The 15609-nt window shown below is 62.0% G+C and carries 15 protein-coding genes; 2 read left to right on the top strand and 13 right to left on the bottom strand.

Annotation, left to right across the window (positions count from 1 at the left end):
* Position 1: 1 nt before the first annotated feature.
* The gene (locus HEP69_RS19105; protein WP_290560098.1) at positions 2 to 772 is read left to right on the top strand and encodes an SDR family oxidoreductase; all 771 of its coding nucleotides are present in this window, start codon (positions 2 to 4) and stop codon (positions 770 to 772) included.
* Between the two features lie 50 nt (positions 773 to 822).
* Positions 823 to 1194 (top strand): VOC family protein, encoded by a 372-nt coding sequence (locus tag HEP69_RS19110; RefSeq protein WP_290560099.1) that lies wholly within the window; start codon positions 823 to 825, stop codon positions 1192 to 1194.
* Positions 1195 to 1199: 5 nt separating this feature from the next.
* Here HEP69_RS19110 and HEP69_RS19115 read toward each other — a convergent pair whose 3' ends face one another.
* The 13 genes from HEP69_RS19115 to HEP69_RS19175 form a co-directional block, all read right to left on the bottom strand.
* Complete coding sequence (locus HEP69_RS19115) at positions 1200 to 2075, bottom strand: acyl-CoA thioesterase II (protein ID WP_290560100.1); 876 nt, start codon at positions 2073 to 2075, stop codon at positions 1200 to 1202.
* A gap of 9 nt (positions 2076 to 2084) precedes the next feature.
* The gene (locus HEP69_RS19120) at positions 2085 to 4040 is read right to left on the bottom strand and encodes an acetoacetate--CoA ligase (RefSeq protein WP_290560101.1); all 1956 of its coding nucleotides are present in this window, start codon (positions 4038 to 4040) and stop codon (positions 2085 to 2087) included.
* Positions 4037 to 5242 (bottom strand): serine hydrolase domain-containing protein, encoded by a 1206-nt coding sequence (locus tag HEP69_RS19125; RefSeq protein ID WP_290560102.1) that lies wholly within the window; start codon positions 5240 to 5242, stop codon positions 4037 to 4039. The genes HEP69_RS19120 and HEP69_RS19125 overlap by 4 nt, the downstream gene beginning before the upstream one ends.
* Positions 5243 to 5247: 5 nt before the next feature.
* Positions 5248 to 5931, bottom strand: coding sequence for an ABC transporter ATP-binding protein (locus tag HEP69_RS19130; protein WP_366111640.1), 684 nt, complete (start codon positions 5929 to 5931; stop codon positions 5248 to 5250).
* Between the two features lie 14 nt (positions 5932 to 5945).
* On the bottom strand, positions 5946 to 6707 hold the full coding sequence (locus HEP69_RS19135; protein ID WP_290560104.1) for an ABC transporter ATP-binding protein: 762 nt from the start codon (positions 6705 to 6707) through the stop codon (positions 5946 to 5948).
* The gene (locus HEP69_RS19140) at positions 6704 to 8032 is read right to left on the bottom strand and encodes a branched-chain amino acid ABC transporter permease (protein WP_290560105.1); all 1329 of its coding nucleotides are present in this window, start codon (positions 8030 to 8032) and stop codon (positions 6704 to 6706) included. The genes HEP69_RS19135 and HEP69_RS19140 overlap by 4 nt, the downstream gene beginning before the upstream one ends.
* A complete protein-coding gene (locus tag HEP69_RS19145) occupies positions 8029 to 8985 on the bottom strand; it encodes a branched-chain amino acid ABC transporter permease (RefSeq protein WP_290560106.1) in 957 nt (318 codons plus the stop codon). Before HEP69_RS19145 ends, HEP69_RS19140 begins: the two co-directional genes overlap by 4 nt.
* A 101-nt stretch (positions 8986 to 9086) precedes the next feature.
* Complete coding sequence (locus HEP69_RS19150) at positions 9087 to 10331, bottom strand: branched-chain amino acid ABC transporter substrate-binding protein (protein ID WP_290560107.1); 1245 nt, start codon at positions 10329 to 10331, stop codon at positions 9087 to 9089.
* Between the two features lie 366 nt (positions 10332 to 10697).
* On the bottom strand, positions 10698 to 11489 hold the full coding sequence (locus HEP69_RS19155) for an IclR family transcriptional regulator (protein WP_290560108.1): 792 nt from the start codon (positions 11487 to 11489) through the stop codon (positions 10698 to 10700).
* A gap of 6 nt (positions 11490 to 11495) precedes the next feature.
* Positions 11496 to 12527, bottom strand: coding sequence for a phosphotransferase family protein (locus tag HEP69_RS19160; protein WP_290560109.1), 1032 nt, complete (start codon positions 12525 to 12527; stop codon positions 11496 to 11498).
* A gap of 10 nt (positions 12528 to 12537) precedes the next feature.
* Positions 12538 to 13188 (bottom strand): histidine phosphatase family protein, encoded by a 651-nt coding sequence (locus tag HEP69_RS19165; RefSeq protein ID WP_290560110.1) that lies wholly within the window; start codon positions 13186 to 13188, stop codon positions 12538 to 12540.
* On the bottom strand, positions 13189 to 14181 hold the full coding sequence (locus tag HEP69_RS19170; RefSeq protein ID WP_290560111.1) for a nitronate monooxygenase family protein: 993 nt from the start codon (positions 14179 to 14181) through the stop codon (positions 13189 to 13191). It abuts the gene before it with no gap.
* A gap of 128 nt (positions 14182 to 14309) precedes the next feature.
* The gene (locus HEP69_RS19175) at positions 14310 to 15506 is read right to left on the bottom strand and encodes an acetyl-CoA C-acyltransferase (RefSeq protein ID WP_290560112.1); all 1197 of its coding nucleotides are present in this window, start codon (positions 15504 to 15506) and stop codon (positions 14310 to 14312) included.
* Between the last annotated feature and the right edge of the window lie 103 nt (positions 15507 to 15609).

A 15609-nucleotide genomic window follows, 5' to 3' on the forward strand; every position in this document is an offset into this window, starting at 1 on the left:
GATGGATATCACAGGCAGGATCTGCGTTGTGACAGGCGCGGCAAGCGGGATCGGCCGCGCGCTGTGCGTCGCGTTCGCCCAGGCGGGCGCGGCGAAGGTGGTCTGCGTGGACCGCAACGGCGAGGGCGCGGCGCAAACGGCCCGGGAGATCGGCGGAGTGGCCTATACGGTCGATGTCTCATGCGAGGATCAGATCACCGCGATGATCGACGATGTGGAGGATAAGATCGGCCCCATCGACCTCTTTTTCTCGAATGCCGGGATCGCCGTGGGCGGCGGGATGGAGACGCCCAATGACGACTGGCAGCGGGTGTGGGAGGTCAACGTGATGTCCCATGTCTGGGCGGCGCGCCACCTTGTGCCCCGGATGGCCGCGCGCGGCGGTGGGTATCTGCTGAATACCGCCTCTGCCGCAGGCTTGCTCAATCAGGTGGGCTCGGCCTCCTACGGGGTGACCAAACACGCCGCGGTCGGTCTGGCGGAATGGATCGCGATGACCCATGGCGATGACGGGATCAAGGTCAGCGTTCTGTGCCCGCAGGCCGTGCGCACCGAAATGACCCGGGGACACGAGGATCACGTGGCCGCCATCGACGGCATGATGGAGCCGGGGCCTGTTGCGCAGATCTGCCTCGAAGCGATCCGCGACGAGACCTTCCTGATCCTGACCCACGCCCAAGTGCGGGGGTATATGCGCAACAAGGTCGAGGATTATGACCGCTGGATCGGCGGCATGCGCAAACTGAACCGACGGTTCGGAGAGCTGGCCTAGACTGCCGCATCCGGCCCTGTAACACCCTGACCTAGAAAGAGGATTTCACAATGATCGGATATACGACAATCGGCGTCTCGGACCTGGACCGGGCCAAGGCGTTCTACACCGACCTTTTTGCCGACCAGGGCGCAAAGGTCGTGATCGATGCCGGTCGCATCGCCTTTATCGGCACCAAGCGGGGCGAGCCGATGCTGGCCGTCTGCGAACCCTACGACAAGCAGGCACCCACACCCGGCAACGGGGTCATGATCGCCTTTCCCACCTCGACCAAGGCCGAGGCCGAAACGCTCTATCATCGCGCGATTGAACTGGGGGCCACAGATGAGGGCGCGCCGGGTCAGCGGATCCCGGATCAGTTTTATGGCGCATATGTGCGCGACCCGGATGGCAACAAGATGTGCTTTTTCGTGTTTGGCTGAGGGTGTCAGTCCTTGTGCAGGGGGCGCATCAGGCCCTCCTGCGCGACACTGGCCACAAGCTGGCCGTCATGGGCATAGATGGCGCCACGGTTGAACCCGCGGCCGCCGCCCGTCCAGGGCGCATCGAGATCGTAAAGATGCCAGTCCGCAAACTCGATGGGCGCGTGAAACCACATCGCGTGATCCAGGCTCGCCGTCATCACCTTGCCCTGAAACCACGTCAGCCCGTGCGGCCGCAGCGACGAGCCCAGCAGGTTCATGTCCGATGCGTAGGCCAGCAGGCAATGCTGCATCTGCGGGCTTTGACCCCGGGCCGCCTGCATCCGGAACCACAGTTGATTGCGGTCATCGGTGATCGCGGGCTCGAAAAAGTCGCGGGGGGCTACCTCGCGCAGTTCGATGGGCCGTTCGCGCAGGAAATCTGACCGGTACTTTTCCGGGATCCGGTCCACAGCGCCCTGGCGCAGTTCGTCCCGGCTGGGCCAGTCCTCGGGCGCGCCGACGTCTTTCATGGGATGCTGCCAGGACCAGCCCTCTTCGGTCACATGAAACGAGGCCGCCATGTTGAAGATCTGCTTGCCATGCTGGATCGCCACCACCCGCCGGGTTGTGAAACTGCCGCCATCGCGGGCCCGGTCGACCTGATAGATCACCGGAATGGCCGGATCGCCGGGACGGATGAAATAGGCATGCAGCGAATGACAGAGCCGATCCGGCACCGTGCGATAGGCCGCCATCAGCGCCTGCGCGATCACGTGACCGCCGAAAATGCGTGTGGTCGTCTCGCCTCCGCCGCCGATCCCGCGAAACAGATCCACCTCAAGCTGTTCGATATCCAAAAGACCGAGCAGCGCGTCGGCGGGGGTCGTGGTGGTGGTCATGGCAGGGCCTCAGGACGTGGCCCGTGCTGTCGCATAGGCGATGAAAAAGTCAAAGCTTGCGGGGTTGGCCATGCTGTCGCGATTCACCACCCGCTCGGCAGCCTGCCCAAGCAAAAGCTTTTTCACCGGAACTTCAAGTTTCTTGCCCGACAATGTGCGCGGCACCTCCGTGATCTCGACGATCTCATTGGGCACAAACCGGGCCGAGACCTGCGACCGGATCGCCGTATTGATCCGCTCTTTCAGCGCGTCGTCCAGCGCGGCACCCGGCGCCGGGACGACAAAGAGCGGCATAAAGCTCTCGCGGCCCAGAAATTCCAGATCGACGACAAGACTGTCGAGGATCTCGTCCAGGCCTTCGACCGCCTGATAGATCTCGGCCGACCCCAGCCGCAGCCCCTTGCGATTGATGGTCGCGTCCGACCGGCCATAGATCACGCTGGAGCCATCTTCGGCGATACTGATCCAATCCCCGTGCCGCCAGATGCCCGGATAATCGGCGAAATAGCTGTCATGCAGCCGTGTCCCATCCGTATCGCCCCAGAAACACAGCGGCATCGAGGGCAAGGGTTCGGTGCAGACAAGCTCTCCGACTTCTCCGACCAGGTCATTGCCTGCCGGATCGAAGGACCGCACCGCATTGCCAAGCGCGCGGCACTGCATTTCGCCCGCGCGCACCGGCATGCCGGGATGGCCGAGCACGAAGGCTCCGGCAAGGTCCGTGCCGCCGGCAATGGGCGCGAGCCATTGATCTGTTTTCACATCCCGGTAGATCCAGTCATAGGCATCCCCCGACAGCGGCGATCCGGTCGACCCCAGAGACCGCAGCGCGCCCAGATCGACCGCGTCGCGTGGGGTGATCCCGGCCTTCATGCAGCCGCTGAAAAAAGCCGCGCCCGCGCCGAAATACGTCAACCGCTCCTCCGCGATGAAACGCCAGACGACCGACATGTCGGGATGGTTTACCGCCCCGTCGAACATCGCGACGGCGGCACCCTGACCCAGCGCAACCCATTGCGACTGCCACATGATCCAGCCCGAAGAGGTCAGCCAGCAATAGCGGTCCCGTGACGACAGATCCATATGCAGCGATTGTTTGCAGCCCTCAAGAACAACACCGCCATGGCCATGTACGATGGGTTTGGGATTGCCCGTGGTGCCCGAGGAATAGACGATCCAGACCGGGTGTTCGAATGGAACCTGTTTGGGGGCGAAGGGCACCGTGTCCGTAATCAGCGTGCGCCAGTCGATATGGCCCTCCGGCAGATCACCCACCACCGGCAGCGTGACATGGTATTCAACACCCGGCAGACCATCGGCGATCTGCGCCAGCACCGCCCGGCGGTCCACTCTCTGGCCTGCATGGACATAGCCGTCCTGTGCGATCAGCACCTTGGGTTCGATCTGCTCAAACCGGTCCAGGATCGCCACATGCCCCATATCCGGCGCGCAAAGCGACCAGATCGCCCCAACGCTGGCCGTTGCCAGAAAGGCGATCAACGCGGTTTCGGTATTGGGCAGGATCGCGACCACGCGATCCCCCTCGCCCACCCCCATTTCGTGCAACCGCGCGGCGACGCTGGCAACCTGATCGCGCAGCGCGCCCCAGCTCAGCTCGGACCGGCCAAAGGTCTCGGATTGCACGATCAGCGCGGTTTGATCCTCGCGGCCCTGGGCATGGCGCAGGATGTTTTCGGCGTAATTCAACCGCCCCCCGGTGCCCCATTCCATGTCGGGCATCTGCCGCTTGACCAACAGGCGCTCGGGCCGGGGGGCGGCGGGGATCTCAAAGAAATCCCAGATCGCGGTCCAGAACCCGTTGAGGTCGTCGACGCTCCAGCGCCACATGGCGTTGTAATCGGCAAAGCGCAGACCGCGCGTGTCTTCCACAAACCGCGTGAACTGAGCCATGGTCGATGCGGCATAGCGCTCGGGCGGGGGTGTCCACAAAACGCGCCCGGTCACAGCAACGCCCCCTGCACCAGGGCCTTGAGCTCGGAGCGGGAGGGATAGGACGAGCTGGGCGAAAGCTGTGTGAAAAAGACCACGCACAGATCCTGCGCCCGGTCCACCCAGAAAAACGTCGACGCCATACCGCCCCAGGAGTAATCCCCGACCGAGCCCGGCACGCGCGCGCGCGCCGGGTCCAGCACGACCGCCCCGCCGATGCCAAAGCCCATGCCCTCCATCGGTTGTTCGGCAAAGCTGTCGGGACCCATCGATGCGATGTCGCCCGCCAGATGGTTGCGCATCATGAACGCCAGCGTTGCCGGTGACAAAAGACCCGCCCCACCGGCGCGCAGCATCTCTGCAAACTTCACATAGTCGTCGATTGTCCCGACCAGCCCGCCGCCGCCGGACTGCATCCGGCTGTCCAGAAACGGGCTGTCGGTCGCGCCATCGGCCTGCCGCAGCGTCTCATCGCCCTGGGCGCGCGCGTTCAGATCAAAGCTGTCCCCCGCCAGCGGGGTATAGAGCGCCGCAAACCGCGCGCGCGCGGTCGGCGGAACGGCAAAGCGGGTCTCCGACATGCCCAGCGGATCGAGCAGTTCGTCCACAACAAACTGGCCCAGATCCTGGCCGGTGATCACCTCGATAACCCGTCCGATGATGTCGATGCCGACAGAATACTCCCAGCGTGTGCCGGGCCGAAAGGCCAGCGGAAGCCGGGCGACCGCATCGGCGACATCGGCCAGACGGCGCGCGCCAGGGCCAAAGTCGAGCTTGCCGTCGCGCATCGCTTCCGGCACCGGCCCTGTGTTGAACGAATAGCTCAGCCCGGAGGTATGGGTCAGTATCTGGTGCAGGCTGGGCGGCGCACAGGGCTCGGTCTGCGCCAGATCGGAGGCACCGGGGATCAGACAACGCGCATCGCCAAACCCTGGGATGAAGTCCGAGACCGGCACGTCGAGATGGACCAGACCGCGCTCGACCAACATCATAAGCGCGGCCGAGGTCACCGGCTTGGTCATCGAATAGATCCGCGCCACGGTATCGCGCGACCAGGGCTGCCTCGCCTCGATATCGCGCAGCCCGCAATCGTGATAGAAAACCTCCTGCCCGCCCTGAGCGATCAGCACCGAGGCGCCGGGATATCGGCGCGCATCCACATATCGCTGCATCCACAGTTTGATCCGTGCGAGCCTTTCAGCGTCAAGCGTTCCCATCGCCATCAGACCTCAAGCCATTCGCGACGCACCTCATCGGCGGCTTTGAGGTCCGCAGGGGTGCCTTCAAAGACGATCTGCCCGTGCCCCATGACATAGACCCTGTGCGCGATATCGAGCGCGATAGAGAGCTTTTGTTCCACCAGCAGTGTGGAGATACCGCGCTTGGCGATTTCCTGAAGCACCTGTGCCACCTTCTGCACCATCTGCGGCGACAACCCTTCGGTCGGTTCGTCGATCATGACGAAGTCCGGGTCGCCCATCAGCGTGCGGCACATGGTCAGCATCTGCTGTTCACCGCCAGACAGGACCGAGGCTTCGACATCCGCGCGCTGATTGAGATTTTCGAACATCTCGAACATGGCCTGCATCGACCACCGCCCCGCGCCATCCTTCTGCCCGGGCTTGAGGCCCAGCGTCAGGTTCTGCCGCGTGGTCAGCCCTGGAAAGATATCGCGGTTTTCCGGCACATAGCCGACGCCCATATTGGCAATCTCGAACGCTTTGCGGCCCGCGATCTCCTCGCCCTTGAATTTCACCGATCCGATCGGTGTCACCTCACCCATGATGGCCTTGCAGGTGGTCGACCGGCCCACCCCGTTGCGGCCCAGCAGGGCCACGATCTCCCCCTCCTTGACGGTCATATTCACACCCTGAAGGATGTGCGACTTGCCGTAATAGGCATGCATGTCGGTCACTTCGATCACTGTTCGGTCTCCAACGCCTCGCCAAGATAGGCTTCCTGCACCCTGGGATCGCCGCGCACATCGGCGGGCTTGCCCGTCGCGATGATCTCGCCATAAACCAGCACGCTGATCCGGTCGGCAAGGTTAAAGACCACGCCCATGTCATGCTCGACCATCACCAGCGTCTTGCCTTCGGTGACCTTGAGGATCAGCTCGGTGATGTAATCGGTCTCGGAATGGCTCATCCCGGCCGTGGGCTCATCGAGCATGATCACATCGGCCCCGCCCGCGATGGTGATCCCGATCTCAAGCGCGCGCTGCTCGGCATAAGACAGTGTCCCGGCGGGCAGGTCGCGCCGCTCCGAGAGGTTGATCTGATCGAGGATCGCATCGGTGCTCTCGGTCAGCTGCCGCGATCGGTTCACGAGGTTCCAGAACGAATACCTGTACCCCTGCGCCCACAACAGTGCGCAGCGCACGTTTTCAAAGACGGTCATGCGGGGAAAGATATTGGTGATCTGAAACGACCGGCTGAGCCCCTTGCGGTTGATCTGAAAGGGCTGCAACCCGCTCAGATCCTCGCCATGAAGCCTGACCTTGCCCTCCGTTGGCGCAAACCGCGCCGTGATCAGGTTAAAGAGCGTGGATTTGCCTGCCCCGTTAGGGCCGATCACAGCGTGGCGCTCCCCGCGTCCGATTTCCAGATCGACCCCCCGGATGATCTCGGCCTTGCCAAAGCTTTTCTTGAGCCCTTCGAGCTGCAGTGCAGGAACGCTCATGACCGATCTCCCGCAGTGTTGGCCTCGTTCCAGGCGTCGCGCAAGGCCGGGGTCGTGGCCCGGGCAATGCCCAGACCGATCAGCGCAATAGCCGCGGCAATGACCCATGGCAGGATCGCGTGGCTGTCGAACGGGATCCAAAAGAGCGTCATCTGCGTGTCGCCTGTCGCCGCGTGCCGGACATGAAAGGTCATCTCGACCAACGCGCAGAGCCCAAGGGTCCCGATCGCCGCCGGGATCAACGTCCTGATATAGGGCCGCACCAGATACCCCGCCTTGCCCAGCTTGAACGCCGGGACATGCATCATCATCAGACCGGCCAGGCCGCCGGGAAAGAACATCACCGTCGCCACAAACAGCGTGCCTGCGTAAAACGCCCAAAGATCGGTTTCCAGCGACAGCACCGTCTGCACCAGGGTAAAGACGATGGCGCCGATGATCGGTCCGAAGAAAAAGCCGACCCCGCCCAGGAACGTCACCAGCAGGATAATGCCGGATGAGGCCGTGTTGAGGTTCTCTTCGGTCAGGATCTCATAGTTGATGGCGAAAAGCCCGCCCGCGATGCCCGCAAAAAAGCCCGACGCGACAAAGCTGTAGAACCTGACCCAACGCGCGGAATACCCCAGGAACTCGGCCCGTTCGGGGTTGTCGCGCACCGCGTTGGCCATCCGGCCCACGGGCGTGCGCGACCACAGATACATCAGCGCCGCCGACACAATCACCCAGAACGAGATCAGGTAATAGACGTCGATCTGTTGCAGAAACTCATTGCCAAAAAACGGCATCGCATAGGTTCTGTCGCCGGAAATCCCTTCCTCACCGCCAAAAAACGCCACCACGATCACCGACGAGGCCGCGATCAACTCTCCCACGCCCAGGGAAATCATCGCAAAGACGGTTCCGGCCGAGCGTGTCGAAAAGCTGCCGACGATCAGCGCCAGACCCATGCCGAAAAGGCCGCCAAAGATCGGCAGCACCGGCAGGGGAAAGCTGGCAAAGAAATCGGACGCGTTCATGATATGCATGCAGGCAAATCCGCCCACCCCGGCATAGACCGCATGGCCGAACGACAGCATGCCGCCCTGGCCCAAAAGCATGTTATAGGCCAGCGCGAAGATCACCGTGATCCACATCTGGTTCATGATGGTCAGCGCCGAATTGGACGTAAAGACGAAAGGCAGGATCGCCAGCAGCACTGCCCCGATCAGCCAGGGCGTCAGCGTCAGGGTCATCGACCCTGCGCCCATCCGCTGGGCAGGTTTGCTCGGGTCGGTGGTGATCTGCTCCTTGGAGCGCGCGGGATCTTTCACGTTCGTATCGGTCATGACTGCCGCTTTCCGAACAGACCCTGCGGGCGAAAGATCAGGATCATCACCATCAGGATATAGGGCAGAATATCGGCGATCTGCGGACTGGTCACCGTCCAGAGATCGCGAAACGCGCTGGTATCAAGGTCGGCCGGGCTGGGAATGCCGATCCCGTTCAGAATATCGGACATCGCAATGTTGTAGGATTTCGCGAAGGTCGTGATCCACCCGATCAGAAGCGAGGCCACCAGCGCCCCCCAAAGCGATCCCAACCCGCCGATCACGATCGTCACGAACACGATGGATCCCAGCACAAAGGCCATGCCGGGAAAGGTGCCCAGAACCGGCCCCGCGATCACGCCGGCAACCCCTGCAAGGGCTGTTCCCACGCCGAAGACACCCATGAAGATCAGCGGCACGTTATGCCCCAGCGCCTCGACCGTGCGCGGATAGCTCAGCGCGGCCTGGATGATCATGCCGACCCGGGTTCTGGTCAGGATGTACAGCAACCCGATAAAGATCGCGATCGAGATGAAGATCATGAAAATCTTGTAGGCGGGGATGGAGTTGCCCGCGATCGCGAAGGCGGTGAAGTTCAGGACATCGGGAACCGAATAGGGCATCTGGTTCTTGCCCCAGATGAACTGCACCAGCTCTTCGATCAGCAAGGCAAGACCAAAGGTAAAGATCAGCTCAGGCACATGCCCATACTGATGAACGCGCCTCAGCCCATAGCGTTCGACGCCGGCCCCCATGATCCCGACGATCAGCGGCGCGATCAGCAGCCCCATCCAGAACCCCAGCGCAATGCTGATCTGATAGGCGAAATAGGCGCCCAGCATATAAAAACTGGCATGCGCGAAATTCAGCACACCCATCATGGAAAAGATAAGCGTCAGGCCCGCGGAAAGCATGAACAAGAGCAGTCCGGTCACAAGCCCGTCGATGAGATTGACGAGGATGAGTTCCATAGGTCCCCCCAGAGGGTTAGCGGATAACAGAATTGGGTGGCCCGTCCCATCACCCGCGGGACAGGCCGATCAGATGACCCTGTTCAGAACGGTCCCATGACTCAGGGGCGTTTCATCTGACAGGTTGTGGGGCTGTCCATCGACGCCATCTCGATCCGTTTCATCGAACGCACACCGTAATCAGACCCGTCATAGGTGAAGGTGATCCCCTCGTCGGTATGCTCCTGGATATGGATATCCTGGATCGCCTGGTGGTCTTCTTCGCGCATGAACACCTTGCCGCCCCAGATCGACTCGTACTCCATCCCTGCCAACTCATAGGCAACCTTGACGACGTCATCGGCAGTGCCTGCCGCCTCGATGGCCTGTGCCAGCATCCCGATGGTGTTAGAGATCCGCGACTGATCGATATTGCCATCGGGGTACTTGGCCTTGAACGCCTGGTAATAGGCGGCTGCCTCGTCCGTGGGCGGCGGGTTGATCTGCCCTTCGCTCACCAGACGGATCGCGCCCTTGCCTGTTTCGCCGAAAGCCGCCGTGATGCCGGAACCGGCCGCGTAATAGGTATAGATCGGCCCGTCGAACCCGTTTTCGATGATCGACTTGCCAAGGCCCAGCATATCCGCCCCCCAATTGCCGGTGATCACCGCATCCGCACCCGAGGCGACAATCTTGCGGCTATATGGGGTGAAATCCTTGACCTTGCCGATCGGGTGCAGTTCATCCCCGACGACCTCGATATCGGGGCGTTTTTCGCTCAGGAACCGGTTGGCCGCAGCCGAGACCGCCTTGCCAAAGGAATAGTCCTGGCCGATGATATAGATCCGCTCGATCTCCTGGTTGGAGGCAATCGAGTCGGTGATCGCATCCATCTTGATATCGGCATTGGCGTCAAAGCGGAAATGCCAGAAATTGCACTTGTCATTGGTCAGCGCCGGATCCACGGCGGCATAGTTCAAGAACAAAACCCGGTCATCGGGGTTGCGGCGGTTGTGCTTGTCGATGGCCTCGGTCAGTGCGTTGGCCACGCCGGACGAATTGCCCTGGGTGATAAACCGGATGCCCTGGTCAATGGCGACCTGCAACTGGATCAGCGATTCCTTGGGGCTGATCTTGTTGTCGAAACCGACGACCTCGAACGTTTGTCCTCCCAGAACGCCGCCCTGCTGGTTGACCATATAGTCGGCCGCGAATTCAAACTGGTGCAGCCCGTTTGTGCCCGTGCTGGCGAAGGGCCCCGACAGGGGGTCGATGAAGGCGATTTTGATGTCCGCGGCAAAAGCGGATGCCGCGCCGACAATCAACGAAAGCGCGGAAACCGCGCCGAGTTTGACGATCTTTTTCATGTAGTCCTCCCTAGAATCAGCCGCGCCCGATTAGTTGATTTTTGGGTCGTCAGCTGCCCAGAAAGAGTTGCATACCCCCTGCTAAAGTCAAGAGTTCAGACACGGCAGGCCCCAGCGTCATTTCCGGCGGATTGAGTGAGACTTTATTGGCTGATTGCGCGCATAACCGCCGGCGGGAATTCGCTGATCAATTCTTAAGTATTTGTTTTATAATAAATTTTTATGAGATAGACTCAGGGTTGCAAAGGCGCGTAATCCAAATTGGATTTGAAAGAACCCGCGAGGACACACTCGAAAAAATCCACCGGAGATTTTCCGGTTGTCACAGGAATCGTTCCGCTGTGCGGAACAGATCACCGCGCCGATTCAATCTGGTCTTCGGGTGCTCAGCAGACGCCCCGCTTCGGTCAGCATAGGGGCATAGACGCTTTCAAGCTGGCGCGGTTTTACGCGGAACGACGGGCCCCCGACATTCAGCCCATAAACCCCCGCACCGCCCAGTGAAAAGACCGGAACCGCAATGCCGTTCACATCCCTTCGCCAGATCCCGTAGCCGGTGCAAAACCCTTTGTCCTCGTAGATGGCGCGCGCCTCCGAAAACCGGGCCCGACCTTCGGCTTCGATCTCCGGACCTCGGCGCCCGGCGATCTCAAAGATCCGCTCGCGGGCGTCATCGTCCATACCGACGAGGATGGCCTGACCGATGCCCGAATGAAAGATCGGCAAACGGGTGCCCACGCGGATCGCCAGCGTGACGCCCTCGTGACTGTTGCAGGTCACCAGATAGACCACATCGAGCTGATGCTGTTCGCCCAGGGCGACGGTGATATAGGAGTTGGGCCCGTCGCGCAGACGTTCCATGATCTGTTTGGCCCGCGCCCCGATATCGAGCGCGCTGAGCACGCTGAACCCCAGATGCAGCACGCCCGCGGTCAGCCGATAGGTGCCCGCGCGCGGATCCAGCGCAAGATAGTCCAACTCGCACAACGTGTGCGTCAACCGTGAAATCGTCGCCTTGGGCAGGCCCGTGCGTTCCGAGAAATCGGCGTTGGTGAGTGTCGCCTCGCCGTCGCGAAAGCACCGCAGAAGCTGAAGCCCCCGCGCCAGCGCGGTGACGAAATTGCGGTCCTTGCCGTCCCCGACGTCGAGATCGTCCATACGTGGCTATCCTTGCTTGAGCGCATCCAGGCCATGCTGGGCAAAGACCGGCACGTATTCCCCCACCTTCATGGCGCGGTCTGGGTTCGAGGCATTGCCATCCAGCGCGCGTTTGAGAACGCCCTGAATGATCCCTGCCATGCGAAAGAAGCAAAAGCCGAGGTAATAGCCGAAATTGTCGATCCCATCCAAGCCGCGCCTGTCGCAATACCGGGCGATGAAAGCCTCATCGGAGGGCAGGCCAAGGGCTGCGCGGTCCAGCCCGCCCATTCCTCGCCCTTCGCTGCCCGCGGGCAATTGCCATTGCATGATGACCCCGGCCAGATCGGCATAGGGATGACCAATGGTCGACAGCTCCCAATCCAGCACCGCGCGACATTGCGTGCTCTGCGCGTCGAAGATCATGTTGTCGATCCGGTAGTCGCCATGCACCAATGTGCGCTGGCCGTCATCTTCGGGCCGCTGCTCCTCCAGTGCCAGCATCAGCTCGTCCATCGCCGGAATGCTCTGGGTTTCGGACGCGCGGTATTGCTTGGACCAGCGCGCCACCTGCCGTTCAAAGTAATTGCCGTCAGGTCCGTAATCCGAAAGACCCACCGCGTCGATATCCACATCGTGCAACGCGGCCAGCACACGGTTCATCTCGTCGATGATCCCGGCCCGGTCGGCAGAGCCCAGATCGGGCATGGACGGATCGTAAAAGTTGCGCCCCGGGACATGGTCCATCACATAGAACATGGATCCGATCACGTCGTCATCTTCACACAAAAGATGCATGCGCGCGACAGGCACGTCCGTGTCGGCCAGGGCGCGCTGGACCCGAAACTCCCGGTCGACCGCATGGGCGGATTTCAACAACACGCCCGGCGGTTTGCGGCGCAGGACATAGCTGCGCGCGGGCGTCCTGAGCAGAAAGGTCGGGTTCGACTGACCGGTCTGGAACTTGGTCACCTCCATCGGCCCCTCGAACCCTGGCAAATGGTCGGTCAGATAGCGGGCCACCGCCGTCTCATCGAGTGTCTGTGTCTCTGCGCTCATCCTACTTCCCTCAACTATAGCTTAGCAGGTCCGCGCCCTGCGGCGACATGAAATGGGGCGTGGCATTGAATTCATGCAAAGAAAACCGCGCGCCACTGAACATAAAGCGGGTCATCGCGGTGTTCTTGATTTGCAGATTCAGCTCCATCATATGCCGCTTGGGCGCGCCCATGACCGTCGCTGTCATCTGCCCGATCACCCCGCCGGACGACACCACAAGCACACGCCGTGCCGTGGTGTCGGTGGCAAAGCGGCGCGCGGCCTCGACCCGTGCGGCAAACGCGGCATAGGTTTCGGATGCGCCATCAAAGGCCGCGTCCTGCCATGCGAACACCGTATCCCGCAAGGCCCGGAAATGTGCCTTGCGGTCCTCTTTGACCACTATCGGCACTTGGCCGTCGAACCGTGCATGCAGCAGATCGGCAAAGTCATACTCGTCAAAGCCCGCATGCTCTTCGGGGGGTGCGTCAAACCCCATGGCGGTCAGCGTATCCTTTTGCCGTCTCAGCGTGCCCGTCACCAGGCGATCAGGTTCCCAGCCGATCCGGCCAAGCAGCGCGCCGACCGCCCGGGACTGATGCCGGCCAAGATCGGACAACACATCGTAATCGTCCTGACCGAAGGACGCCTGCCCGTGCCGGATCACAAGAAGCTCGGCCATCTAGGAAAACTCGGCGGCCAATGCCCGACCTGCGGCAAGGTATTCTGCCTCGATCCGGTCCACGATCGCGCCCGCGGGCCCAACCGACTTGATCGCGCCGATCCCCTGGCCAGAGCCCCAGATCGTCTTCCAGGCCTTTGGTTTCTCCCGGTCCTGTCCGAAGTTCATCGAGCTGGAATCTGCGGTCGGCAGGTTGTCGGGATCCATCCCCGCAGCCTTGACCGACCCTTTGAGATAGTTGCCCCAGACCCCGGTAAAGAGCGAGGAATAGACAATATCCTCAGCACCCGACCCCACGATCATGTCCTTATAGGCCTGATCGGCATTGGCCTCTTGCGTGGCAATGAAAGGCGATCCGGTATAGCCCAGATCGGCCCCCACCGCTCGGGCGGCCAGCAAGGCCTCGCCCGTGGCAATCGCACCCGAGAGCGCGATCGGCCCATCGAACCATTCACGGATTTCCCGCACCAGCGCCAGCGGCGATTGCTGCCCCGCATGCCCGCCGGCGCCCGCCGCGACAGCGACCAGCCCATCGGCCCCTTTCTCGATCGCCTTTCTGGCAAAGCTGTTGTTGATGATGTCATGCAGCACAACGCCACCGACCGAATGCGCGGCCTCGTTCACCTCAACCCGCGCGCCCAGTGAGGTGATCCAGATCGGCACCTTGTGGCGCACACAGATTTCCAGATCCCGGTCCATCCGCCCGTTTGACCGGTGTACGATCTGATTGACGGCAAAGGGCGCCGCAGGCCGGTCCGGGTTGGCCTGGTTGTGGCGGTCCAGCTCTTCGCGGATTTCCGTCAGCCAGGCCTCGAGCAGCGGCGGCTCTCCCTCGGCCTCCCGCGCATTCAGCGCCGGAAAGGATCCGACGATCCCCGCCTTGCATTGCGCGATCACCAGTTTCGGGACGGAAATGATAAAAAGCGGAGCGGCGATCAGCGGAATGCGCAACCCGCGCAGGGCGGCGGGCAGGTGAGAGTCGGTGCGGGCCATGAAGCCTCCGGAAAAGCGTTATCTTCTATGATCTGAGGGCGGACCGTGCCGCCCTCGGTCTGTCGTATATCAGGCCATAAAGCCTCGGGCCAAAAAACCCCGGCCAAGGTGCATCGCGCGGGCTTCGGTCACAAGACCTCAAAGAGGCCCGCCGCCCCCATGCCGCCACCGACGCACATGGTGCAGACAACGTATTTCACACCGCGCCGCTTGCCTTCGATCAGAGCGTGCCCGACCATCCGCGCCCCGGACATCCCATAGGGATGCCCGATGGAAATCGCACCGCCATCGACATTCAGCAGCGCATCCGGGATGCCAAGTTGATCGCGGGAGTAAAGCACCTGAACGGCGAATGCCTCGTTCAGCTCCCACAGCCCGATATCGTCCATCGTCAGCCCATGCGCCTTGAGCAGCGGCGGCACCGCATAGATCGGGCCGATCCCCATCTCGTCGGGCTCGCAGCCTGCGGCCATCACACCGACATAGCGGCCCAGAGGCTCCAGCCCGGCCTTTTCGACCGCCTTGGCCTCCATCACGACCGAGGCGGAGGCTCCGTCGCTCAGCTGTGAGGCATTGCCGGCGGTGATGTATTTGCCCTCTTTGATGACCATCCCGTCCTTGAACACGGGTTTGAGACCGGCCAGGCTTTCGGCACTGGTGCCGGGGCGGTTGCCCTCGTCCTTGTCCAGCGTCACCTCGTGATACGAGATCTCCTTGGTGTCGCGGTCCTGAAGCATCATGGTCGATGTCAGCGGCACGATCTCATCGTCGAACCGTCCGGCCTCCTGTGCCAGGTGGGTACGCTCCTGCGATTGGGCGGCATAGGCATCCTGTTCCTCGCGGCTCACACCATAGCGCGCGGCGACGGTTTCGGCGGTTTCCAGCATCGACATGTAGATGGCGGGCTTGTGCGCCATCAGCCAGGGGTCGGCCTTGACCCGCATCTCGGGCGTCTGCACCATCGAGATACTGTCGACACCGCCGCCCACGACCACGTCCATACCGTCCATCACGACCTGTTTGGCGGCGGTCGCAATCGCCATCATGCCACTGGCACATTGCCGGTCCAGCGACATGCCGGCCACGCTCACCGGCAGCCCGGCCCGCATCGCGGCCTGACGGGCGATATTGCCCGAGGAATGACCCTGCTGCAAAGCCGCCCCCAGAACGACGTCCTGCACCGATGCCGGGTCCACGCCCGCAAGGCTCACGGCATGCGCGATGGCATGACCGGCCAGTTCCTGTGGCGTGGTGTTGTTGAACGCACCGCGATAGGCCTTGCCGATCGGGGTGCGGGCGGTGGAAACGATAAGGGCGTCACGCATGTGTCTCTCCTGACTAAGGTCGGTTACCAATCCGGCGTCAGGCCACGGGCCTGCGCTGCGTTGAGGGCATGTTTTCGGGTCTGGCTGAAGGCGTCCATCAGCT

It is taken from the genome of Aestuariivita sp., from assembly GCF_021404545.1.
In the GTDB taxonomy this organism is placed as follows: Bacteria; Pseudomonadota; Alphaproteobacteria; order Rhodobacterales; family Rhodobacteraceae; genus Aestuariivita.